The following is a 21,163-nucleotide window of genomic DNA, read 5'->3' as shown; positions in this document are numbered from 1 at the left end:
CCGCCAGTGCGGCGGCACGGGCAAGGTCCCGAAGTAGCCGCAGGACGAGTGCTCACTCAGTGCCAGAAGCCAGGCTACAGCGCGGTACGCGGCCTGATCGTCGAGTAAGGTGATGCACCGACAAAGCCCCGGCACCGCTCGCAACGGTCCGGGGCGCGGCCGATCTGGATAGGAGATCGACGATGTCTGATGGTACCCAGCGCGAAACAGCCCAAGCCCCGCCGCCCAAGGCTGAGCGTCCAGCCACCTTGCCCAAGCCGCCCACCCCGGGTCCGACCCAGGTCAAGGAAGGTTATCCGCTACCGGTGGCCTGGCCAGCGCCTGAGCCTGCCGCGCCGCCCGGGTCGATGATCGTCAAGCCCTCGTCCTCGCCAGCCCCGGCGCCGACGTCGACGGACGGCTCTTCGCCGGCCCCCGCCACGAGCGGAGATTGAGGAGCGGCCGGGAACTCGTAGCGGACCTGCACGGCCCGCACGGATCGCGCTGACAGACACACGGCGTGGCTGGTCAGTGCCTGCTCACCGCCTGTCTCATCCCAGCGAACCAGTGGTGCTAGGAGGATGAGGTCCCGGTCGGTGACGTCGCTGCTGAGCCGGCTGAACCAAGCCAGCTTCCCCTCCATTTGGGAACCGTCATCGAGCAAGCAGCACACCCGGGCCTCGGGCAGCTTGCCGTACTCACCTGCCATCCTCTGCGGGCGATCCGCGAAGAGGTGAAACCACGCCGACTGGGTGGACGGGTGAGGTCGGGCCGCCGTCCACCAGGCGGCAGCCGCGGCTAGGAGCGTCGCCGCGGTGAGCAGAGCGATTCCCCACCATGTCAGCGACACCCAGTGCGAGATGGCGTACTTGCTGCCCTCGCGCACGAGCCTGTCCACGTCCGGCGTGGCAGCCGGCACCACCGCGTGGACGGCGAAGAACAGCGCGAGGACGGCCAACTCGGCCAGCACGCTGCCAAACACCACCTGCGCCGTCTCCCGGAACGCCGACGGCCGCCGGTGCGGCGCCTTACGCTCCCAAACCAGCACGTAGACGAGTCCAGGCAGTTGCAGCACCACGAAGAGCAGCAGAGCTGACAATGACGTTGGCATGCGCCAACGGTAGCGGCGACTTATCGGGTGTCGACGGTAAATCCGGCGGTGGCCGGGTCACCAGTGGTGCCGGCGACGATCGACATGAGCAGGCTGAGCACAGCCGCGCCAGCGGCGATCGAGCCGACCGCGGGCCAGGCAATGTCGAGGATGCCGATCGTGCCGGTGCCAATCGTGGCCAGTGCGGACGACGCTCCAGCGCGCACCATTCGCTCGATGGCGTCGCTCCAGAACTGGCCAGTCAAAAGCCGCCTCTTCATGATCACCTCACAGGTGGGGGACGGACCGCCCTCATCTGAGGGCGGAAAATAGGAAGATCGTCAGGGCTGCGGAACCGGCGGCTGGTCGCCGACGTCGAGCCGGACCGTGATCCCGGCGATCGCCGTCTCGATACGCTGGACGACCGCATCGACGTCGATCTCGCTGTCGCGCTGCGCGAGCGCTGCCACCAGCTCGCGGATCGTCGCGTTCTGCGCGTCCAGCTTGGCCTCGATCGCGCGAAGCCGCTTGCCGTTGTCCACGAGGATCGACTGCGGCTGCCACGTGGGGTTGTCCGGCGTGCCCCATGGCACCTTGATGGCGTCGCGGTGCCACACCGTCTTGAACAGCGCCTCTCCGGTCATCTTCTTGCCCTCCTTGGGCTCGTAGTCGGGGTTCCAGAAGCCGGCGATGACCGACGGCCCTCTGACCCTGCGCTTGCAGGCGTCGGCGGTGTTGCCCTCGATCGTTTGGAGCCTGCCGTCGCCGAGATTCACCTCGACGATGCCGACGTGATCGATCCGGCCGATCCGGTCGCTGCCGCCCCAGTCGATGTAGACCACCGCCCCCGGCCGGGCGTACTTGCGGATGTTCTCCGCGGTGCCGGCGTACCAGCGGCCCAGCCGCTCGCCGTCCTCCGCCGACCACACCGTGTAGGCCCGGTCCCCGCGCGGGCACACCGCGGCGTAGTTGCCGCTGTGCCAGGCGGCCCACGTGACGGTCATCTGGCACCACGGCGTGCTCCCCTTGCCGAACACGGCGCCGTTGCGCGCCCCGTACCAGCGGTGCACGGCATTCGGCTCGCCCCAGCCCAGCGCCTTGCGCATCTGAGCGAGCATCCCGGCGGCGCTCACGCCGGTTCCCCGCGGTAGATGCCATCAGGGTCGGGCGGCCCGTACAGGCCCTCCAGCACGGCCTCCTCGTCGCCCTCCGTCGGTCCCCAGTCATGCCGGTCGACGCCCTCGGCGACGAGCTCGGCTTCCGGTCGCGGTTCGGTCACCTCACCCTCCTCCTGCCAGTTTCGCGATCAGCTCGAACCCCACCCCGCCCGCAGCTCCCAGGCCCAGCGGCAGGCTGTAGCGCCACCGCTCCAGGACACGCAGCCGCGACTCATGGTCGTTGCTGGTGTCCTTGACCTGAGTCACCTGCAACACGATCAGGTCGAGCTTGCCTTCAATACGGGCGAGCCTCTCGGTGTCTGCGGTCTCGGTCACATCGACCTCCTTCCGGTCATGGCAGCGGGATCACGATCAGGTCGCGGGCGGCGATGTCGGCTGTGTCCGGGTCGGTGCCTCCTGAGGTGAGGTGCATGGTGCGGATGTAGTAGAGCTGACCCGGGGTCATGTTCTCGATCAGGCTGACGCGGGAGCCGTACTGGAACTCGGTGTCCGCAGCCACGCTGAGGTAGCCGCGCAGGGTCACGCTGGGGGCGAGGACCTCGGTGCCGCCGCTGTTGTCGCGGAACAGGTTCGGTGCCAGGAATACGCGGTCGACGGCAGAGCCGCCGTTGTCGCGGAACCCGCCGCCGATCGTCAACCTCACGCGGCCGGACGGTGGGGCGACAAAGAACACCCCAACCTCCGGGCTTCCGGTCGCGTACGAGGTGTTGGTCAGGTTGGCCTGGGTCGTGTCGTCGTGCACGAACGCCGTCGGCGGCAATGTGCGCACCAGGTCGCCGGATTCGATGTCGCTCATGGGATCGACACCACAGTGACGTCACGGGCCGCGATATCCGCTGCCGACGCGCCGGCTTCCGTCGTGGCGACGACGTATTTGACGACTGCGTAGTACACCTGACCAGGCGTAAGACCTTCCAAGACCGACTCCCTCGACCCGTAATGGAAACCGGAGCTGCTGTTGTCGGAGCCGAACCCGCGGTTGGTCACGCTCGGGCTCAGGACCAGGGCGCCGCCGCTGTTGGTCAGCCGCACCTCGGGCGACAGGAAGATCCTGTCCGCGCCGGCGGAGTTGCCGAGGCCGCCCCCGACCACGATCAGCACCCGGCCGGACGTCGGCGCGATGAACGTCACCGACACCTCGGGTGTGCCCGTGATGTAGGAGCTGTTTGACGGGTTGGTGATCGTGGTCGTGTCCTGAGCCCACACCGCAGGCGGGTAGTCGAGTGCCCGCACCGGGCGGCCCGCGAACGAGCTGCCGAGCGGGGTCGGGATGACGGTGATCTCGCGGACAGCGATGTCCGCCGTGGTGCCGCCAGACACCTTGTGCATGGTGCGGGCGAAGTAGGTTCCGCCGGGGGTGAGCCCGGTCAGCAACGTCGTCCGAGAGCGGTGGGTGTTGGCCGAGGCCTCCCCGGGGGTGCCGACACCGCGGTTGGTGACGTCGGCTGCGAGCACGACCGCCCCCGACACGTTGTTCTCGCGCACCTCCGGGGAGAGGTGGACGCGGTTGGTGCCGCCGTTGTCGCTGGCGGCCACGCCGACGGATAGCAGCACGGCGCCGGACGTTGGCGCGGTGAACGTCACGCTGACCGTGGGCGTGCCGGCGATATACGACGTGCTGCTGATGTCGCTGTTGGCGGTGGTATCGCTGGCCCAGACGGCCGGCGGGAAGTCCTGGGCCGAGATGACCGCTCCGACCAGGGTGTCCGTCATCGGTCACACCTCGGTGAGCGTCCAACTGGCGCCGCCCCACGTCGCGATGGTGCCCACGGTCAGGTTCGCGGCCTCCAGAGCGTCCTTCATCGCCCCCACCAGGGCGGCCGCCTGCTCCTGATTGACTCCCTCCCCGCACGGTCCGCCGACGAAGTCCAGGCAATAGGTGCCATCGGAGACGGTGAACCCGACTTTCCCCGCCGGAGTGATCGTCTGGTTGCTCCATTGGTATGCCATGGCCTTCTCCCTTTCACAGTGCGTAGATCGCCGGTTGGAACAGCTGGACGGATGTGCCTGAGTTGTGGCTCTTGATCACGCCGTTGACCGAGCGGACGACGGTGAGGGTCTGCACGGTCCCGGTGGCGGCGCCGACGGCGGTGACGGTCATCCGCTCACCGCCGATCATGATGTCGAACCCACTGGCCGTGGCTGACCAGAGCGGCCCGGTCGGTGTGGTGATGTCCACCCCGGTCTCGGTGGTGTCGAGGGCCTCGTTCAGCACGGTGTCGTATGGCATGTAGCGGGCGGTGCCGCCGTACGTGGCGACTTGGTACGGCGACTCCGGCGAGCAGTTGAGCGTGATCGTCTGCTCGTAGTTACCGAGCTCCTCGCTGTAGCCCTGCACCAACAGGCTGATCGTCTCGGGGGGCAGCCACGCCGGAGGGTTGGCGACGGTCACCCGGTCGCCGACCTCGAGCTCGCGGGCGTTCTGGGTCAGTGTCGCGTCGCCGGAGAACGCCGAGTTGGCCAAGTTGAGGACCAGCTGCGGATACCGCGCCTCGTCGGTGGTGCCGAGATGGAGCCGCCATCCGGCCTGCTCGAACAGGTCGAGGTCGTACTCGACGTTGACTGTGACCTCGCTCGGGTAGCGGCCGACGCCGTTCGGCGGAGCCAGCACCGACAGCGCGCCCGTCTCCTGTACCGCACGGGCCGAGCTGCCGCCCTGCCGGGTGACGGTGACGTCGTTGACGATCGCCCGATCGTCGTCCACCGGCGACGGCGACTCGGCCAGCTCGTGCTGCTCGTAGTCCAGCGCCAGGCTGGCAGTCTGGTTGTACAGGCTGGTGCGGGTGCGGTAGCCGAGCCCGAGCACCTCTCGCGGCTCGAACAGCATGCCGGCGTCGGCCTCGGCCGCCTGTTGGATCAGGTCGACGAGCGTGCCCGGCAGCTGGGCGCCGAGCCGCGTGGAGTCGTCCAGGTCGCCGATCGCCCGGAAGGTGACGCCCTCCTCGGCGCACAACCGTTCGATGCGGCGGCCGGCGGTCTCGCCGCGCCACGCGTCGAGCTGGCTGCCCAAATCGAAGAGGGTCGTCACGACGTTCTGGACGGACAGGTGGCCGATGGCGACGTTGGTGAGGCCGCCGGCGGGCGAGATGATGAGCGCGCCGACGCGGCCGACCGTGTTGGCGGTGAGCGTGCCCGACGTCGACAAGCCCGTGGTCGCGCCAGGTTCGAGGGTGGAGATGGTGTAGTCGATGTCGGCCCCGTCTTGGGTCAGCTCGACACTCACCAGGAGGAGTTCGCCGTGGATGGCGAAGGCGACGTCTCCGGTATCGAACAGCTGGGTTCCGCCGCTGTCGAACGCGCGCAGGCCGAGGGTGCCGGTGCCGCCGCTCCCGTAGTGGAGCTCCCATCTTCGGGTGGAGCCCGTCGTGTAGAACGTCAAGACGGCTTGGTTGTCGCCGTCGGCGGTCGGGACGTTCATGAGGAACCGGATCTGGGTTTGCCCGGTGTCGGTGTAGGCGGGTGCGCTGCCGCGCAGTTCGGCGCCGTTCAGGACGGGGATCGGGTTGGAGGCGGTGAAGTTCTCGAACGAGGCGAGCGTCGGGCTGCCGATGATGGTGAGCGGGTCATGCGTCAGCGCCGGTGCCAGGCTTGTGCTGCCCTCGGCGTCCTCCATCGGCCAGTACGCGACCAGCCCGTCGGTGTCGAAGATGCGGCCGCGGTAGGCGGCCGAGCCGAGCACGCTGCCGGACTGGGCGAGCCGGCGCAGCACGCCGGTCGCCTGCACGGGGACGGTAACGTCGGTGCCGGTGATGTCCCAGCGGGGCGGCCAGGAGGTGACCTCGCCGGCGAACCTGTACCGCCGGTTTGTCAGGGTGGCGTTCCCGTTGATCGTCCAGGTGTTCGGTGAGCTTGCCGTGTCCTGGAACGAGGTGGCGCCGGCGCTCTGCGCGGTGAAAACCGGGTTGGCCACGGCCGTGCCCGCGATGCCGTTGCGCAGCTCGAACGCGTAGATGCGGCCGGTGACCGGCGAGGCGGACAGGTCGCCGACGTCGCCGACCTCCAAGCCTCCCGTGCCGTCGAAAATGCTCGTGGTGCCCGCGGTCGTCTCCGGCTCGCCGAGCACCGTCCACGGGCCGGCGATCGCGTCCGCGGTATAGAACGTGATCGTGTGCCCGCCGGCGCCGTTGTTGACGTCCAGCGTCACCCGCAGCGCCTGCCTGCCGGAGGCCGGCGCCGGGACGGGCACGAATGACTCCCGGCTCTGGACGCTGGCCAGGGTGCCCGCGGTGGACCAGGAAAACACCAAGGCCCCGTCGCGGTCATCGTCAAGGTAGAGCGCCCAGCTTCTTTGGTCTCCAGTGATCTCGTATTTGCCGCACAGGTCGACCGCTGAGCGCCAGTTGGCCAGCTCCAGGTCGATGCGGATGTCGATGTCGCCGGTGATGCCCAGCGCCGCGGCGTCGGGGGCGGTGGCCTTGTCGGTCGTGGCTCCGGGCAGGTCCAGGTAGACCGACCCATCCTTGATCGCGACCCGGATCGGGGTGTTGCGGGCCAGCTGCCCGTAGTACGGGCCAGTGGGTTTGCGGGGGCTGTAGCGGCCGTCGCGGTTGTTGAAGGTCAGCGCCAGGGTGGACTCGTCGACCCGGCTGGCCCAGTCGGCGCGGCCGCGGGTGATGTTGACCATGTCGCGGCGGTAGACGTGGCCGAGCGCGGTCACGTCGACCCACGCCCCGTTCAGGTACAGCTCGACCACGACGGGCAGCACGGTGGCGGGGAAGACCATCACGACCTCCCGAACGCGGTTTGCACCTGGCCGCCCTTGGCGTGGACGAACTGGCGGATCCACGCGGCCATGAACCGGTCGAACTCGGACTGGCCGCCGCGAGTCTCCAGGACGACGGTCAACGTGCCGCCCCCGCCGCCGGCGAGCATGGCGGCCGTCTGCCCGGCCGGGGTGACCTGCGACCCGAAGGGCAGGCGGACGAGCTCGGCGCCGCGCTCGCCGACCATCGTCCACCCGCCGGCGATGCCGCCGCTGGCCTTACCGGAGTCGATCCGCTTGTTGTAGGCGAGATCCCGCTTCTCCGTCTCCAGGATCTTCTTCACCTGGGAGGGGATCAGCCCGAGCCGGTCGGCCATCGCGCTGGCTTGCTTGCTGGTGAGGCCGAAGGTGCGGGCCATGCGGATGAACTCCGCGCGCTGCTCCTTCATCTTCTTGGTGACGGTCGTGATGGACGAGCCCTTCTCCCGCATCGCGATCACGACCTCGTGAGCGGCCTCCGCCAGCGACAGCAAGGCGCTGCGGTTCTCCCGGCCCTTCTCCTTCGTGATGTTGAGGGTCTTGCCGTTCTCCTTCAGCGCGCGCTGGGCCGCGTCCCACGCCTCTTCGTATGCCATCAGCGCGCGGGTCTGGCCGAAGACGCTGCCGGTGAGCTTGTCCAGGCCGTCCCGTAGCGACACGACCTCGCGCAACGCCGACGCCAGGTCCCGCATCGACGAGGCCACGTCGCCGCCCCCGCCGCCGGCCGCTGCCCGGAACGCCATGCTGATCGACCCGAATCCGGACTGTGCGAGCTGCGCCTTCGTCTGCCCGGCTGGGGTGACCGTGGACCCGACCGGCAACCTGACCAACTCGGGACCTTGTTCGCCCACCATGGCCAGTGAGGAGCCCGAGCCGGCCACGCCGCCGGTCGCGAACCGTTTGACGCCGCCGAGCCCGCCGATGACGCCGCCGTGCGCCCGGCCCGGGGCGAGGACGGTTCCGTGCCCGATGGTGGTGTACCGGGTGATCAGGCTGATGGAGACGGTCTTGGACTGCACGCCCGCCAGCGCGGCTTTCGCTGCCGCCACCTTGCGCTGCAGGTCGGAGATCTCGGCGCGGATCCGCGCCCGCTCCGGCCTGGTCAAGCCCGGGTCCTTCAGCTTCGCCTTCGCGGCGGCGATCTTCGCTTCCAGATCGGAGATGTTGCCCTTGGCGTGAGTCGTCACCGAATCCGGCATCGCCAACCAGGCCTCGGCCAGCCGCTCCGCCTGCCCCCTCGTCAGCCCCGCCTGGCGGGCCGCATGCACCAGTTGGCCGCGGTACGACCCGTACTTCGCGGTGATGGCGTCCGCCGACGCGCCCTCGGCCTGCATGGCAGCGATGTGATCCTGCGCGGCCCTGGCGATGTCGATGAGCGCATCTTTGTTGGCCCTGCCCTTGGCCGTGTTGACGTCCAAGGTCGCGCCGTTCTTGCGGATCGCCTCGGACGCCCGGTCGATCGCCTCCTCAACCCGGATCTGCGCCTCCGCCGCGTCGAGAGCCGGGCCGTTCAGCTCTTCCATCTCGGCCTTGAGATCACGCAGCCCCGCCGCCGCGTCATCAGCGGCGCTACCCAGGCCAGAGGTGGCGGCCGAGGCGTCCTTGACCCCGGAGCTGTTGGCCGCCGCGGCGTCAGCAGCAGCCCACTCCTCCCGCATCTCCTTCATCCGGTCGGTGTTGATGCCGACCGCCTCGTAGGCGTCCACGAGCGCCTCAGCCACGCTCCGGCCGAAGTCCTTGCCTGCCTCGTTGGCTGCGGAGATGTCAGAGGTGAAGTTGTCCCACTCGTCGGCCAGGAACCCCAGCGCCTCCGTAGTCTTCTCGACGGCGCTGGCGGTGAACTCGAACGCGGCGGCGATGTCGTCGGCGTGCTCCTCGGCGGTCTCTCCGAGGTTTTCCAGCGACCGCTCCAGCGACCCGAAGATCGCGGGGCTGCGGTTGGAGATCGCGTCCAGCACGGCGGTGTAGCCGCGCCGTACCGGCTCCAGTGCAGGCCCGAGGGAGGCGACCCCTTCACCGATCGACGCCACGAAACGATCAACAGCGGGTGCCGACCGCTCGAAGAAATCCGCCAGGAACGGCTTGAGCCGGCTGAACGTCGTCCGGGTGACCGTAGCGGCCCGCATGGCCGACTGCTCAAGCGGCTGGGCAGCGTCGGCGAGGCCCGCTTTCAGGTCCTTGCCGGTGGCCCGCCACTCCCGGCGCACGGCCTCCGACTGAGCGGCCGAGACGACACCGATCCCGGTCAGCGCGCCGCCCACGGCCAGCGTGATAGCCCCTGCGACGGTTCCCGCGCTGGCGGCCGCGCCGACGAGGCCGGCGGTGATCGCGGCGCCCATGCCGGGGCCCAGTCGGCTGAAGGTTCTTAGGGTGCTGGTAGCGAAGCCGGACACGATCCGGCCGCCCCGCTCGGTGCCGTCCTTGATCCCGTCAGCTATGCCGTCGCCGAGGTCCTGACCGCCCTTGATGAATCGGCCGCGGCTGTCGCGCAGCCGCCCGTCCACGCCGCGGACGAGGCCCTCACCAAGCTGCTGCCCTGCCTGCTGGCCGGCCTTGGCCATGGTCTGGCCGAGGTCGGCGCCGAACCGGCCAGCGCGGGCGCGCACGGCGGCCAGGCCGGGGCCGGATCGGTCCCGGGTCGATATGACGATCTCGACTTCGTTGGCCACCGCTCACACCCCCTCTCCCAGATCGGCGAGATCGGCCGGTTCGGGCCCGGCCAGTTCCTCCAGCTTCAGCAGCCTGATCAGCCCTGCGTCCTCCGCCATGAGCTGCGACGGCAGGCACCCGAACCGTTCGCACTGCCGCAAGATCCAGCGGGCGTCGGTCAGCTCGCGAGGCTCGGTGACAACACCTCCATCGGCAGTGATCCCTCCGGGAACGGCTCGCCACCGGGCGATGGCTGTTCCAAAGGGGCGGACACTCCGGAGACGGCCTCGGCCCACGCGTTGAGGACCTCCCGCACGAAGGCCGGGTCCTGGCGCATGAACTCCTCGGCCGTGCACGGGATCGGCGTGCTGGTGCCGTCCTCGTCCTCGTCCTCGAGGTTCCAGGAGACGAGGACCTTGCCGAACTGCATGAACAGGTCCCGCAGGGCCTCACGGTCCTGGGGGTCGAACACATCGAACTTGCCGTCGATGAGCGGGGCGAGGTCGAAGAACTGCTCAATGGACACGCGCCGTGCGCGGATCTCCAGTCCTTGCAGCTCGCCGTCTGCCCAGGTGAGCTTGACGGTTCGGGCGCGCACAAATCCCATCCGATTCGCCCCCCTATGCCCAGGTGGGAACGGTGCCGTTGGCGAGAACGCCCGGCGCCTGGAACGTCAGCGACCCATCAGCCGCCCTGGTCAACGCGTAGTCGGTGAACAGGCACTCGTTCGGCAGCGTCTGCCCGGAGTGGGTGAGCGTCACGGTCCGGTTCACCGAGGTACTCGGAACGGTCTTGAACACGTCGTGGCTCTGGCCGGCCGCGTCGTTGAACACCCCGTTCAGCGTGATCGAGAAGTCCGCGAGCAGCAGCAGCCGCTCCATGGCGCTCTTGTCCACGCCGGTGACGTCCTGGACGGCGCGCGGGGTGGCGAACTCGAAGTTCGTGATGTCGTTGATGATCGCCCGCACGGTGCCGGCGCTGTCGTCCACGCTCAGCGTCGTCCACGCGAGGCCGCTCTCCTTGGCCATGGCCTATCCCTCCTTGCCTGTGTCGTTGCTGCTGGGAGGGGTCCACCCCAGCGCTCGTAGTGCGGCCGCCGTACTCGGGCCGACGCCGACCTTTGCCTCTGCCGCCAGTTCGACTCCGGGTAGCTGCAACTGCAGCTCAGGCTCGTATCCCGGCATGGATTTGAGCTCGATGCCGCCGACCTCACCCGCGATGTCGTGACCGTCGACGATCAGCGATCCGGTGCCTGCATGCGTGAGTACGATCTGCACCTTCGCCATTGGCTACCCCCGTTCGATCTGCCGCGCGACGCGGTCCTGGTGCTCAGCGAAGTCCTCCACCCAGTCGCGCCCGTTCACGTGCCGGCGGATGAGGCCCCGATCCTGTCGCCAGTCCCCGCCCCGCACCCACCACACCGCCGGCCGCGTCTCGTGGTTGGCGAAGCAGCGCTGACCCGACTCGAACTCGAAGACCGTCAGCCCAGCCTCGGTACGCCGCTCGCGGAACGTCCGCCCCGCACGGTGCCGCACGTAGTCGGCCTGGCGGCGGCCCAACTCCGTCGACTCGTCAAAGGTGGACGTCCAGCCATGCAGCCATGCCAAGCACCCGACCTCCTCGCACACGCTCTTGATCCGCGTATCCCGCGGGGCGGCCCACGCGTACGTCTGGTAGGCGCCCACCTGCAGCGCCGGGTCCGGGCGGAAGACGGGTCTCATACGCCCGGCCTTTCTCGCGGCCCCTCAGGGACGGGACGAGGCCCCGGACGCGGGGGACGGCCCACACGATCGGGGACGCGCACCTCGCGCGGCGGCGGCAGCACGACCGCGGCCATCTCCAGGCGCTGAAACGTCCCGGGGCCGGCGTCTTGGGCGGCGACCAAGACGGTGGCGGCGGCCACGTACGGCGCCCCTGCGTCGTCCCACGCCTCCACGGGCTTAGCGAGGATCGACCCGTCCTCCTGGGCGTAGAGAGCGAGGGTGCCAGTGGTGCACGAGATAAGGGCCATCTAGAACACCACCGAGGTCGTGTTCCGCACGATCAGCACGTGGAACTGAGCGTCAGAGAACGTCCCAGTCGTGACCACGCGCAGGTACCGCTCGACCGCCAGGTTCGAGGCGGTGGCGATCCGCTGCGAAGTGATGCCCGTGGCTGCGGTGAACGCGCCGCCGACCACGTCGGCCCATGGGTCGACAGACCCGTTGTCGCTCGACTCCTGGATCTTGACGGTTACCGACGTTCCGGTGAAGGCGAACACATGCAGGTACGCCTGCAGGCCGAAAGAGCTCGCGGCGCCGTCATCGATCGACGAACCGTTCGTGGCCCCAGTGTCGGTGCGGATGCCCGCTGTTCCCTGCCGTCCCCACTCCAGCCCGAACCCGTTGGCCAACGCCTGCACGGCGAACGTGAGGTTGCCCTCAGCGTCCCGGGTGCCGTCGTAGTTGGCCTGCTTCGCCACCAAGGCAGCGGCGGGGTTTCCCAGCGTGGTTCCCCGGCAGTAGGTGAGGATCACGTCCGAGGTGGGCAGCGCCGACAACCTCGGGTGAACTTGCCCGGCGGATTTGTTGAAGAACGCGGAGAACTCGATCGACCCGTCCCGCTTGAGACCGAGCCGCTCGTACGCCGACTTGTCGATCCCTGTGACGTCACCGGGTGTTGGGCCGCCGCCGATCCTGCCGAGTGAGCCGATGTCGCCGGACAGGTTGTAGCCGGCCACGAAGAGCCGGTCGCCCAGGCCGCTCTGCTTAGCCATCGCTCATCGCCTCCCCAACGGGTACGAGCGGCCCGTTGGACGGGCCGCGGTTAACGTGGGTGGCCAGGTGCCTCACGTCCGCGTTCCGGTCGCGCCGGAGCGTCTCGTAGGCGCCGTTGGCGGCGCGCAGCGCTTCGCCCGGGATCTCGTGGAGATAGACCTCCACACGCACGCCGTGGCGAGAGGCGGACATGACCTGACGCTGGGTCTGGGCCGCGTCGAGGGACCGGAACCACCGGACCACGGTCCCGTCCATGATGGTCGTGTTCACGGTGACGATCACGCGCCGCTCCTCACTGCGAGCAGTGCCCGCTCCATCGCCTCGGCCGCCGCCACCCACGCGTTCCGCTGCGCTGCTGGCAGCTCGTGCCAGCGGGGCATGACGTTGCCGGCGTGGTTGGTCCAGTCGACGTGGTCGCCGTACGCCTCGTAGCCCACGCGGGCCAGCTCCAGGGGATTCATGGCGCCTGACTCCAGAGATCATTGACGATCAGGGGGAGCGTGATGATCGCCACCCGGTAGGTCTGGGCGTCGATCGTCACGTAGCCGGTCTGCGCGGACAGCGGGGTACCGGCCTGGCCGAGCAGATCGACGTTGCGCACCTTGCCGCCGAGCTCGAAGTCACCCGAGTAGGCGGCCATCAGCGCATCGACCGCAGCGAGCAGGCCCGTCTCGATGCCGTCGGCCGGTTCCTGCGGCAGCGGAGAGAACACAGTCACACTCAGCGCCACGCGTCCCGTGGTGATCGCCAGGCCCGACCCCGCCGGGACAGGGCCTATTTCGGTGGCGGTGATCGCGCACGACAGCCCATTGCCGGGGGCGTTGTCCGGCTCGTGGGTGTTGACCCGCTCGAACAGGCCGAGGGTCTCGGCGTGACTCACGGCGGCGGTGAGGATGCCGGTCGCATCGAGGGCCATCAGTTCAGCCTCCGCACATACTGGTGGAGCACGTGGCCGGCGATCTCGCCCGCCTTGGCGTCCAGGCGGGCGTGCACGTCGCGGAAGGTGTGGTAGCCGCGGAACCGGGTGACGGGGAAGTTCCTGGAGCCCACGCCCTCCAGCCAGCGGCCGTAGATCACCCGCGAGTCGTGGATCACCGCCGCGCCCACGAACTGCCGGATCGCGATGTGCGCCTGGTAGTAGCCCGTCGGATTGCGCAGCACCCTGCGCAGGGTCGCGTCGACGTCGGCCTTGCCCACACCGGCCACCTTCAGCGTGACCTCGTCGAGGTAGGACTTGATGACCTGCTCGGCGTACCCGGTGCGGAAGATCAGGCCCGAGGTGTCGACGTCTACCGTGATCTCCATCAGATCCCCCGAATCCGTGCCTTGCGGCCGTAGGCGGCGATGCAGTCGCGGCGGAGCTGGGCCAGGCCGCGGCCGGTCACCTCGCGCTGGTTCTCACCCGTGCCCGCGGTGCGGGCGTAGCCGGCCTGCTCGCCGAGCAGCTGCACGAGGGCCAGGCCGAGGGAGAAGTCGCGCACCAGGCCGGGGACGACGTGCCGCGACACCGCGGCGCCGTTGCTGTGGGTCGCGGCCGTCGTCCCGTACGCACCCCGGACCACGTTGAGGGTGCGCGGCGCGTAGATGTCGGCGTTCGCCGAGTGCGCGGCCAGCACGGACCCGTCCCAAGCGCGCTTCACCGTCAGGACGCTGCCGGCGACGTCGACCACCAGCATCCGCTCCGAGTCGATCAGGATGACCTCGTCCACGGCGGGCGCGTTCGTGGTGGTGGACATGGTGATCGACACGTCCGACGCCGAGGCGGTCAGCGAGTCGCCGGCGTCGATGTTCACGCCCGTGTCCAGCATCGACTTGGACGTGACCAGCATCCGCTCCGAGTCGACCACGATCAGGTCACCCACCCCGACCAGGCTGGAATCGCTCACGTCCACGCCCGTCTCCGTGGCGTCGAGCGCCTCGGCGAGAGTGCCGGCGGTGGCGGTGGTGATGTCGGTGCCGCACCAGGTACCAGCGATGGAGACGGCCCGCTGGTGCGTGTCCCCACTCGCGAACGCGGCCGAACTGCCGAGGTCGATCTCGACGCGGTTGTACGGCGGCCCGTCGTCGGGGCGCAGGAAGTAGTCCGTCGAGGCGATCGTGACTCCTCCGGCGACCAAGGACGTGACCGACACCAGCTCGTGCTGGTCCAGCCAGAGCCGCCAGGGGCGGGCACGCTGGGAGTTCGGCCAGTCGAACGTCCTGGTTTCCACCTCGGGGAAGAACCGCCGCTTCAGGATGCCGGTGCCGCGGTTGGCGCCGGTCGCGCCGCCGTCGATCGCGTCGGAGGATGATTCGATGGCGCGGTCGATCTGCCGGAAGGAGCGCGCGGTCTCCTTGACGTCCAGCGCCCGCTGGACGTCCTCCCGCGTGCAGTAGCAGACCCGGGTGACCGCCATGCTCAGCCGTCCTTGCCCTCATCGGGGGTCTCGGGGCCAGGTCCAGCCGTCCCACCGGCAGTGGAGCTCGCCGTTTGGCCCGCTTTCGAGCGGCTCGCCGTCGTTCGGGCACGCTTCGGGCGGGCGGGCTTCCTCGGCTCGCCGCTCATCGGCGGCTTCTCGGCTGATGTCGAGGAGCTGTTCCCAGGAGATGACTCCTCCTTTCCCGTGCTGTCGTCGGCGGGTGGCAGGGCCTCCCCCGTGCCGTCGCCGGTGATCTCGGGCGACAAGGTGCCGTCCGCCGGCACCTCGATACCTTCGCTCGGCGCGGCGGCCTGGTGCTCGCGCTCGGCGGCCGCGTTGGTCGGCCCGCCGTGGCGGGTGATCTTCGGCATGTCGGTCTCCTCGTCAATCCACGACCTGAGGGCTGGCATCGCGGCGCCGCAGCAGGCGCACAGCAGCAGGTGCGGCATCTCAACCACACCCAGAGCGGCCACACGCAGGTGTACGCGCCGTACGGTTCCCTCAGCCCGGCAGCCCTTGCGGGGGCAGGCGACGTCGAGGACGGGCAGCCGTGACCCTTGCGGGCTGCCCTCCTCGACGCGCTCAGCGCCCCTGCAGTGCGGGCACGCTTCCAGGCCCGGCGCGTACCGCGTCGAGCAGTCGGAGCACACCCACAGCGACACGTCAGGCCGCCGTCACGGTCGCGCCGTTGTCCAACGCCACATAGGTGAGCACCCACGTGATACCGCCGTCCGCGCCAGTCGCGTTGACCTGCTCGATGACGCCAGCGGTCAGCACGAGTGGCTGCTTCAGGTTCGGGACCGCGCCCGGCCCGGTCAGGATCGAGTCGCCCGTAAGGCCCTGGAAGCCGAGCAGGTTACCCACGGGCGTATCAGTGGTTCCCAGGTCCGTCGCAGCGCACAGGTCCTTGGTGGTACCCACCGTCGGGTTGTGCTGGAGCTTGGACGTGCCCGCGACCGTGATGGCCGTGGTCACCTCCCCGGTGATGCTCGTGATGAGCACCTTGCCGCCCGCCACGGTGAACAGGCTCTTGGTCTCGACTGCGAGTGTGGGATAGGCCTTCTCGACGCGCGTCCCGAACAGGATCGTGCGGAGCTGGTCGCCCTGAATGATCACAGACAACGTGGGTCTCCCTTACTGCGGCACGGCCAGCTTTTCGGGGGCCCGCTGCACCTTGAGCCCGGACAGGATCGGGATGACAGCGACGTAGCGGGTGCCGTTCGTGCCCAGGTCGGGCACGTCGAGGGATACCCACTCGTAGCCGTCGCTCAGCTGCTCGGCCCGCACCTCGACCACCAGGAGAAGCTCCTCCGACGCAGCCCCGACATTAGTGATCTCCGAGGCGGCTGACTGGGTGCCCTTGGTCCATGACTCGTCACCATCGAGCGTGGCCTCGGACCGGTAGTAGTACGTGGTGATGATGTCCAGGTCCTGGCTCGTGCCGCCCGATGCAGCGTTGTGCTCGCGCAGGTCCACATCCGTGATGTCCGTGCTTCCGCCCGTGGTAACGACCACGAAGCTACACACGGCGTAGTCCTTCATCCGGGTCCGCTGGCCCGTGATCGCGCCGGCTACTGCGTCGGTGGGGACGGTGACCGCACCGACGTTGAAGTGCCTGCCGAGCGCGTACGCCTCAACAGCCATGATCAGATCTCCTATCTCGGCTCAGCGGGCGGCCAGCTCGACGAACGGGCTGAGCGTGTTGCCGCCGTTCCGGGGGGTGATCGCCGACTGGATCCACGGCCGGCCGTCGACGCGCTGGATGATTCGGTAGGCGGTCTGGTCGTTGCCGAACTTCCAGTCCGTGCTGCTCGCCGCGGTCATGGTCTGCCGGTCGCCCACGAGGTAGTACGACAGGTCCGCGAACGCGATGTCGCCGCGGTCGCCGAGCTTGTTCGCCTTCTCCGTGACGATGATCGGCCGCCCGAACAGGGTCATCGGGCCGGGCCCGGCGGCGTTGACGACGAACACCGAGTTACCACCGGTGCCGACGCTGAGAGCCATCGTGAACAGCTCGGGGATCGTGTCGGGGGAGACGAACCACGCTGCCCGGCCGAGGCTCGATGGGAGCATCCGGGCGAACATCTTGACGATGTTCTCGTAGACGATCGTGTCCGCCGCCTGCCCGGACTCCGCCGCGGTGGCGATGGCGGCGGCGTTGCCCGCGCCGAGGAAGCCGAGCGGCTCGCCGACGCCTGAGCCGGTCATGAACGCCGCGTCCTCCTCGAACGCCAGGACCATCGGCCACAGCCGCTCGATCAGCGCGGAGAACGAGATGATCGAGTCCTGCAGCAGCTCGTTGGGCACGACGCTGAGCCCGGTGAGCTTCTTGGCGTCCAGGACGACGCGGCCGAACTTCGGGTCCGACTCGGTGAGAGCCGCGCTCTCTTCCCCCCAGTAGGCGATCATGCCGCCGAACAGAGACGAGGCGTTGCTGGTCACATCGATCGTCGGGAACGGCACCCGCGCGCTATCCATCGGCACCACCGTGGCGCGCGACCGCACGACGGCCATCTCCAGCGCGATCTCCAGCAGCTGGCTGCGCAGGGTCTCGGGCACGAGGAAGCCACCGTCGGCCGGCGACACGCTGGAGGCGGCGTTGCGGATCTCCGCCCGCAGCGAGTGCGCGTCCTTGGACTCGTCCAGGTGCCAGATCGCCTTCAGATAGTCCGTCGCCGTCGCGAACTTCGCGTCGAGCACGGCGCCAGGGGCGTGCGGGTTGTGCGCGGCGCCCTGGCCGTAGCTGGTGAGCATGCTCGCCCGCTTGCCGCCGCGGGCCTGCGGGTCGAGGTTGAGCCGCTTGATCCGGTCGGCGTTCTCGCCGGTGACGTCCTTGTCCTTTAGGTACGCGGCGAGCTGGCGCTGCGTTTCGGCAGCGACCGCGCGGTGCAGGTCGGTGCCCTCGCCTTGGAGCTTCTGGCCGTACGCCTGAATGAACGCCTGGAGCGTCCCGACGTCGGCGAGCACGGGCTTGTACTTGCCGGGGTCTCCCATGAACTCGGCCAGCTCCTCCGAGGAGGCCGGGATGGGGATGTCCTTCGGCAGGACGGGTGTGGTCACATTGCCTCCCTCAGATGGGCGAGCAGGTCCTCCGCACTCGGCGGGGCGGTCAGATGCGCGACGAGCTCGGCCCACGCGGGCTCGGACTCGGCGGGCGGTTCAGGCGCCGGCTCCGGCTGGTCGCCCGCAGTGGGGTGCGGGTGCGCCGCGATAGGGGTCGACGGCGGGCTCGGGGCCGACGCCTGGTCTGTGGGCACCACGGCCACCGGCGTGACGGCCACGGCGGCGGCCGGTGCGGCCGGCTGGTGTGAGGGCGCGGCGGGTGCCGGCAGGTTCGGCGCGGGCGCGTTCTCCCTGCCGGCGTAGCGGAAGACGGACAGGTCCCAGGCGGTGGTCAGGCGCTGGGCCGCGTCGTCCGGCCCTTCCGGCTCGCCGGGCTTGGGCGGGACCATCAGCTCATCCGCCAGCCCCGCCTCCACCGCCTCGGCGGCGTTGTACCAGGTCTCGGCCAGCATGCGCTCGCGCCATTCGGCCCGGGTGCCGCCGGCCTTGGCGGCGTAGGCATCGGCGATGTTGTCGCTGATCTTGTCGAGGGTTTCGGCCGTCTTCCGCAGCTCGGCGGCGTTACCCCAGGTGCCAGTACTCGCGTCGTGGATCATCAGCATGGAGTTCGGCGCCATGATCAGCCGATCTCCGGACAGGGCGATCACCGAGGCGATCGACGCGGCCAGTGCCTCAACCCGCACCGTCACCGTCGCCCGATGCGCACGTAGCGCGTTGCCGATCGCGATCCCCTGGAACACCGACCCGCCGGGCGAGTTCATCCTGACCGTCAGCCGCGATGCGGTGACCGCGTTTAGTTGCTCGACGAACTCGTCGGCGTAGATGCCGAACCAGCCGCCGACCTCGTCGAAGATCAGTAGCTCGGCTTCATCCTCGGTGACGTTGCGGAACTCGTACCAGCGGTGCGGCTCGCGCAGGCTCACCGGGGGCGGGGCCTGGCAGTCGGCAGGGAGGTTGATCCACGGCATTACTGCTCCTCCCAGATGGGCACGATCGTGCCGCGGCAGCGGGTGCGGCCCTTGCAGTCGCGGTAGGCGCCGACCGGGTAGGCAGCCCGGGCGGCGGTGAAGCTGGTGAACCGCTGGTCGTCCACGTCCCGGCACGCGTCACAGGTGTTGGCGTCGTTGCGCTCGCTGGCGATCCATACCGACGGGTCCGGAGCGTCCTCCATCGTGTCCATGCGGCCGGCTTGCTGGGCGTGGTGCAGTGCGCCGCCGAGCTCGTCGCGCAGCGTCCTGTCGGACAGGGAGCGCAGGTGCTCGTCGACTTCGCGGGCGACGTCGTTGGCCTCGGCGTCCGGCCCCCACACCCGCAGCGCCTCCCGCGCGGCCGCCGCGGCGAGGCCAGCGGCGAGCAGCGCCACCACGACGACCGCCACGGCGCCCAGGGAGTCCTCGTCCGGCTCGGCCGGCTCCACGCTCACGCCCTGGGCGGCGGCCTCGTCGGCCAGCTGCTGGGCAGCTGTGCGGGCGAGGGCGACCATCGCAGCCGTGAGTTCGGTGTCGGCGTCGTCCGTGTCGAGGACGAGGCGGGCGAGCGCCGAGATGTCGTCGTCTTCGACGGCCTGGCGGACCTGGTCGACGAGGTCGCGCCGCCACGCCCGTGTGATGGTGTCCCACGCGGCGAGGAGCGCCGACAGGGCAGATTCGAACAATGTTCGAATGGCGCGCATCGCCTCTTCGACCAGCCGCTCGATACGGTCCTCGTCCTGCGCCCGCACCGGCAACTCACCACGCAGACCGGCCAGCAACGCCTCGGGCGAGCCCTGCGCGGGCTCCAAAGCGGCCGCGGGGGCCGGGGTGAGGGCCTGAGGTCTGCCCTCCCACTCCAGCGTCTCAGGCAACTCCAGGGCCTCGACGACGCTTGCCCCGTTGAAGCCGGCGTCGACGTACAGCTTGGCCGCCTGCGCCTTCGAGGTGCGCTCACGGTCCCGGGCCTCGGCGTCCGCCGGCACCGGGTCGCAGTAGTCGAACTCCAGCCCGCGGGCCGCCTCGCCGAACAGCGGCAGGTAGAAGTGGTTCAGCGCGTCCTTGATGCGCTCCAGGCGGGGCACGGTGAGCATCTCGGCGAACCACGCCTTGCTCGCCTCGGCCGTCGCGCGGTTGACGTCGTCGATGATCCCGACGGCGAACTTGGGGATGGTGTACGCCTCGCGGATGATCTCGCGGGACAGTCCACGCATCTCCGTGAACTGCATGTCCACCATCGTGAACTTGCGGTCCACCCAGCGGGCGCCGCTCTCCAGCAGCGCGACGCGGTGAGCCGCAGCGACGCCGCGGTGCTGCTCCTCCCACCGCGTTCGAAACTGTTCGAACTCCTCGTCGTTCCACTCACCTGGTACTTCGACGATGCCGCCGGGCAGCGCGGAGTTGACGAAGAACGACCGATTCCACTCCGCGCTGTACTTGCTTGCGTCGATGTCGGTCAGCACCGACTGGATCGGACCCATCCCCCGGTACGGATCCAGAGGGTTGGGCATCAGCAGGCGGATGACCTCGTCCAGGCGCAGCGGCACCTGCTCGCCATCCGGGCCGCGGTAGACGTAGCCGGCCAGGAAGTTCTCGCGCGAGGGCACGGGCTCCATCCGGTCCGGCCTGACGGGCCACAGTTCGAGAGGGATGGAGCGCATGCGCGGGTTGCGGGCGATCACCCACACGCCCTCGCCGACGAGGTCGATGTGCTGCTGGAACGTCTCGCGGAACAGCTGGCCGGTGTAGAAGTCGTTCGGCTTGTTCCAGATGTCGAGGGCAAGGTGAGAGGTGACGGGCTTGCGGTCCTCGTCCAGGCCGGACGCCGCTTGCTGCCACAGCTTCCACTCCACCTGGCTGGTGGCATTGGACGTGCGGTGGACGATGCCGAACACGGTCCCGACGTTGCCCATGGTGCGCATCTGCGCTTCGGCGTCGGTGCGGGAGCCGAACATGTGGCCCCACGTACGGCCCCTGCTGACGTAGGGGACGGGTGCCTTGTTCGACGGCTGCAGGATGCGGCCAGTCAGGGTGCGCAGCGGGGATCTCACCGGCGTTCACCGCCGCTCAGCGCCTCCAAGACGAGCAAGCTCATGCCGCCGATGGCCCAGCCGAGCGGGACGGCGATCTGGAAGGCGGCAACGGTGATCGCGCCGAAGCCGGCCACGCTGAGCAGGAATGTGCGGATCGCGGCCCAGCGTGGGAGGCAGCGTGCGAGGAGCCGGGCGGCCCGGACCGTCAGAGGCGTGCGCGGGGGGCGTGAGGCCGCGGCCTGGCGCTCGGTGCGGAACGCCTGACGGAATGTGGAGGGCTGGGCCGCGGGGGACGCCATACTCCGGA

General features: G+C 69.4%; 28 protein-coding genes. All 28 read right to left on the bottom strand.

Translation table 11 applies throughout. The features are described 5' to 3' along the window. Window positions 1-292 precede the first annotated feature (292 nt). On the bottom strand, window positions 293-1,090 hold the full coding sequence (locus tag ACTWQA_RS39020; protein WP_443163958.1) for a DUF6338 family protein: 798 nt from the start codon (window positions 1,088-1,090) through the stop codon (window positions 293-295). 20 nt (window positions 1,091-1,110) lie between these two features. Further along, window positions 1,111-1,350 carry a holin gene (locus ACTWQA_RS39015; RefSeq protein ID WP_443163957.1) on the bottom strand — a complete coding sequence of 80 codons (240 nt, stop codon included), beginning with the start codon at window positions 1,348-1,350 and terminating at the stop codon, window positions 1,111-1,113. A 60-nt stretch (window positions 1,351-1,410) separates the two neighbouring features. Next, window positions 1,411-2,202 (bottom strand): CHAP domain-containing protein, encoded by a 792-nt coding sequence (locus ACTWQA_RS39010; protein ID WP_443163956.1) that lies wholly within the window; start codon window positions 2,200-2,202, stop codon window positions 1,411-1,413. Beyond that, entirely contained in the window at window positions 2,199-2,348 is a 150-nt protein-coding gene (locus tag ACTWQA_RS39005; RefSeq protein ID WP_443163955.1) for a hypothetical protein, read from the bottom strand. The genes ACTWQA_RS39010 and ACTWQA_RS39005 overlap by 4 nt, the downstream gene beginning before the upstream one ends. A gap of 1 nt (window position 2,349) precedes the next feature. After that, window positions 2,350-2,562: a hypothetical protein gene (locus tag ACTWQA_RS39000; protein WP_443163954.1), complete on the bottom strand. Its 213-nt coding sequence runs from the start codon at window positions 2,560-2,562 to the stop codon at window positions 2,350-2,352. A 16-nt stretch (window positions 2,563-2,578) separates the two neighbouring features. Next, a complete protein-coding gene (locus ACTWQA_RS38995; protein WP_443163953.1) occupies window positions 2,579-3,043 on the bottom strand; it encodes a hypothetical protein in 465 nt (154 codons plus the stop codon). Continuing rightward, window positions 3,040-3,960: a hypothetical protein gene (locus ACTWQA_RS38990; RefSeq protein WP_443163952.1), complete on the bottom strand. Its 921-nt coding sequence runs from the start codon at window positions 3,958-3,960 to the stop codon at window positions 3,040-3,042. The genes ACTWQA_RS38995 and ACTWQA_RS38990 overlap by 4 nt, the downstream gene beginning before the upstream one ends. Window positions 3,961-3,963: 3 nt before the next feature. Further along, window positions 3,964-4,197 (bottom strand): hypothetical protein, encoded by a 234-nt coding sequence (locus tag ACTWQA_RS38985; protein WP_443163951.1) that lies wholly within the window; start codon window positions 4,195-4,197, stop codon window positions 3,964-3,966. A 13-nt stretch (window positions 4,198-4,210) separates the two neighbouring features. Beyond that, window positions 4,211-6,970, bottom strand: a complete 2,760-nt coding sequence (locus ACTWQA_RS38980) for a hypothetical protein (protein WP_443163950.1) — start codon at window positions 6,968-6,970, stop codon at window positions 4,211-4,213. Further along, window positions 6,970-9,657 carry a hypothetical protein gene (locus ACTWQA_RS38975; protein WP_443163949.1) on the bottom strand — a complete coding sequence of 896 codons (2,688 nt, stop codon included), beginning with the start codon at window positions 9,655-9,657 and terminating at the stop codon, window positions 6,970-6,972. The genes ACTWQA_RS38980 and ACTWQA_RS38975 overlap by 1 nt, the downstream gene beginning before the upstream one ends. 158 nt (window positions 9,658-9,815) lie before the next feature. After that, window positions 9,816-10,235, bottom strand: a complete 420-nt coding sequence (locus tag ACTWQA_RS38970) for a hypothetical protein (protein WP_443163948.1) — start codon at window positions 10,233-10,235, stop codon at window positions 9,816-9,818. 22 nt (window positions 10,236-10,257) lie between these two features. After that, on the bottom strand, window positions 10,258-10,665 hold the full coding sequence (locus ACTWQA_RS38965) for a hypothetical protein (protein ID WP_443163947.1): 408 nt from the start codon (window positions 10,663-10,665) through the stop codon (window positions 10,258-10,260). Window positions 10,666-10,668: 3 nt separating this feature from the next. After that, entirely contained in the window at window positions 10,669-10,923 is a 255-nt protein-coding gene (locus tag ACTWQA_RS38960; RefSeq protein WP_443163946.1) for a hypothetical protein, read from the bottom strand. 3 nt (window positions 10,924-10,926) lie between these two features. Next, window positions 10,927-11,358, bottom strand: a complete 432-nt coding sequence (locus ACTWQA_RS38955; RefSeq protein WP_443163945.1) for a hypothetical protein — start codon at window positions 11,356-11,358, stop codon at window positions 10,927-10,929. Further along, window positions 11,355-11,648: a hypothetical protein gene (locus ACTWQA_RS38950; RefSeq protein WP_443163944.1), complete on the bottom strand. Its 294-nt coding sequence runs from the start codon at window positions 11,646-11,648 to the stop codon at window positions 11,355-11,357. The genes ACTWQA_RS38955 and ACTWQA_RS38950 overlap by 4 nt, the downstream gene beginning before the upstream one ends. Then, window positions 11,649-12,392, bottom strand: coding sequence for a hypothetical protein (locus ACTWQA_RS38945; RefSeq protein ID WP_443163943.1), 744 nt, complete (start codon window positions 12,390-12,392; stop codon window positions 11,649-11,651). Continuing rightward, window positions 12,385-12,675 carry a hypothetical protein gene (locus ACTWQA_RS38940; RefSeq protein ID WP_443163942.1) on the bottom strand — a complete coding sequence of 97 codons (291 nt, stop codon included), beginning with the start codon at window positions 12,673-12,675 and terminating at the stop codon, window positions 12,385-12,387. Before ACTWQA_RS38940 ends, ACTWQA_RS38945 begins: the two co-directional genes overlap by 8 nt. Continuing rightward, the gene (locus ACTWQA_RS38935) at window positions 12,672-12,854 is read right to left on the bottom strand and encodes a hypothetical protein (protein WP_443163941.1); all 183 of its coding nucleotides are present in this window, start codon (window positions 12,852-12,854) and stop codon (window positions 12,672-12,674) included. Before ACTWQA_RS38935 ends, ACTWQA_RS38940 begins: the two co-directional genes overlap by 4 nt. After that, complete coding sequence (locus ACTWQA_RS38930) at window positions 12,851-13,309, bottom strand: hypothetical protein (RefSeq protein ID WP_443163940.1); 459 nt, start codon at window positions 13,307-13,309, stop codon at window positions 12,851-12,853. Before ACTWQA_RS38930 ends, ACTWQA_RS38935 begins: the two co-directional genes overlap by 4 nt. After that, window positions 13,309-13,698: a hypothetical protein gene (locus tag ACTWQA_RS38925; RefSeq protein ID WP_443163939.1), complete on the bottom strand. Its 390-nt coding sequence runs from the start codon at window positions 13,696-13,698 to the stop codon at window positions 13,309-13,311. Before ACTWQA_RS38925 ends, ACTWQA_RS38930 begins: the two co-directional genes overlap by 1 nt. After that, complete coding sequence (locus tag ACTWQA_RS38920; protein WP_443163938.1) at window positions 13,698-14,789, bottom strand: hypothetical protein; 1,092 nt, start codon at window positions 14,787-14,789, stop codon at window positions 13,698-13,700. The genes ACTWQA_RS38925 and ACTWQA_RS38920 overlap by 1 nt, the downstream gene beginning before the upstream one ends. A gap of 2 nt (window positions 14,790-14,791) precedes the next feature. Next, on the bottom strand, window positions 14,792-15,454 hold the full coding sequence (locus ACTWQA_RS38915) for a hypothetical protein (protein WP_443163937.1): 663 nt from the start codon (window positions 15,452-15,454) through the stop codon (window positions 14,792-14,794). A gap of 1 nt (window position 15,455) precedes the next feature. After that, window positions 15,456-15,914, bottom strand: a complete 459-nt coding sequence (locus ACTWQA_RS38910) for a hypothetical protein (RefSeq protein WP_443163936.1) — start codon at window positions 15,912-15,914, stop codon at window positions 15,456-15,458. Window positions 15,915-15,926: 12 nt separating this feature from the next. Further along, entirely contained in the window at window positions 15,927-16,436 is a 510-nt protein-coding gene (locus ACTWQA_RS38905) for a hypothetical protein (protein ID WP_443163935.1), read from the bottom strand. A gap of 21 nt (window positions 16,437-16,457) precedes the next feature. Continuing rightward, entirely contained in the window at window positions 16,458-17,852 is a 1,395-nt protein-coding gene (locus ACTWQA_RS38900) for a phage major capsid protein (protein WP_443163934.1), read from the bottom strand. Beyond that, window positions 17,849-18,823: a head maturation protease, ClpP-related gene (locus ACTWQA_RS38895; protein WP_443163933.1), complete on the bottom strand. Its 975-nt coding sequence runs from the start codon at window positions 18,821-18,823 to the stop codon at window positions 17,849-17,851. The genes ACTWQA_RS38900 and ACTWQA_RS38895 overlap by 4 nt, the downstream gene beginning before the upstream one ends. Further along, window positions 18,823-20,874, bottom strand: a complete 2,052-nt coding sequence (locus ACTWQA_RS38890; protein ID WP_443163932.1) for a phage portal protein — start codon at window positions 20,872-20,874, stop codon at window positions 18,823-18,825. The genes ACTWQA_RS38895 and ACTWQA_RS38890 overlap by 1 nt, the downstream gene beginning before the upstream one ends. Beyond that, window positions 20,871-21,155 carry a hypothetical protein gene (locus tag ACTWQA_RS38885; protein WP_443163931.1) on the bottom strand — a complete coding sequence of 95 codons (285 nt, stop codon included), beginning with the start codon at window positions 21,153-21,155 and terminating at the stop codon, window positions 20,871-20,873. The genes ACTWQA_RS38890 and ACTWQA_RS38885 overlap by 4 nt, the downstream gene beginning before the upstream one ends. Window positions 21,156-21,163: the final 8 nt, after the last annotated feature.

Origin of the sequence: Nonomuraea sp. 10N515B (assembly GCF_052245915.1) — a bacterium.
Taxonomy (GTDB): domain Bacteria; phylum Actinomycetota; class Actinomycetes; order Streptosporangiales; family Streptosporangiaceae; genus Nonomuraea.
The sequence above is the reverse complement of the archived record's forward strand: the minus strand, read 5'-3'. Positions and strand labels throughout refer to the sequence as shown.

Bases quoted from the DNA above. Each gene is read 5' to 3' on its own strand.
- ACTWQA_RS38885 (WP_443163931.1), bottom strand. From the start codon at position 21,155: ATGGCGTCCCCCGCGGCCCAGCCCTCCACATTCCGTCAGGCGTTCCGC.
- ACTWQA_RS38995 (WP_443163953.1), bottom strand. From the start codon at position 3,043: ATGAGCGACATCGAATCCGGCGACCTGGTGCGCACATTGCCGCCGACG.
- ACTWQA_RS38935 (WP_443163941.1), bottom strand. From the start codon at position 12,854: ATGAATCCCCTGGAGCTGGCCCGCGTGGGCTACGAGGCGTACGGCGAC.
- ACTWQA_RS38955 (WP_443163945.1), bottom strand. From the start codon at position 11,358: ATGAGACCCGTCTTCCGCCCGGACCCGGCGCTGCAGGTGGGCGCCTAC.
- ACTWQA_RS38905 (WP_443163935.1), bottom strand. From the start codon at position 16,436: ATGGCTGTTGAGGCGTACGCGCTCGGCAGGCACTTCAACGTCGGTGCG.
- ACTWQA_RS38950 (WP_443163944.1), bottom strand. From the start codon at position 11,648: ATGGCCCTTATCTCGTGCACCACTGGCACCCTCGCTCTCTACGCCCAG.
- ACTWQA_RS38965 (WP_443163947.1), bottom strand. From the start codon at position 10,665: ATGGCCAAGGAGAGCGGCCTCGCGTGGACGACGCTGAGCGTGGACGAC.
- ACTWQA_RS38960 (WP_443163946.1), bottom strand. From the start codon at position 10,923: ATGGCGAAGGTGCAGATCGTACTCACGCATGCAGGCACCGGATCGCTG.
- ACTWQA_RS38925 (WP_443163939.1), bottom strand. From the start codon at position 13,698: ATGGAGATCACGGTAGACGTCGACACCTCGGGCCTGATCTTCCGCACC.
- ACTWQA_RS38920 (WP_443163938.1), bottom strand. From the start codon at position 14,789: ATGGCGGTCACCCGGGTCTGCTACTGCACGCGGGAGGACGTCCAGCGG.
- ACTWQA_RS38895 (WP_443163933.1), bottom strand. From the start codon at position 18,823: ATGCCGTGGATCAACCTCCCTGCCGACTGCCAGGCCCCGCCCCCGGTG.
- ACTWQA_RS38980 (WP_443163950.1), bottom strand. From the start codon at position 6,970: ATGGTCTTCCCCGCCACCGTGCTGCCCGTCGTGGTCGAGCTGTACCTG.
- ACTWQA_RS38990 (WP_443163952.1), bottom strand. From the start codon at position 3,960: ATGACGGACACCCTGGTCGGAGCGGTCATCTCGGCCCAGGACTTCCCG.
- ACTWQA_RS38930 (WP_443163940.1), bottom strand. From the start codon at position 13,309: ATGGCCCTCGATGCGACCGGCATCCTCACCGCCGCCGTGAGTCACGCC.
- ACTWQA_RS38945 (WP_443163943.1), bottom strand. From the start codon at position 12,392: ATGGCTAAGCAGAGCGGCCTGGGCGACCGGCTCTTCGTGGCCGGCTAC.
- ACTWQA_RS39020 (WP_443163958.1), bottom strand. From the start codon at position 1,090: ATGCCAACGTCATTGTCAGCTCTGCTGCTCTTCGTGGTGCTGCAACTG.
- ACTWQA_RS39015 (WP_443163957.1), bottom strand. From the start codon at position 1,350: ATGAAGAGGCGGCTTTTGACTGGCCAGTTCTGGAGCGACGCCATCGAG.
- ACTWQA_RS38985 (WP_443163951.1), bottom strand. From the start codon at position 4,197: ATGGCATACCAATGGAGCAACCAGACGATCACTCCGGCGGGGAAAGTC.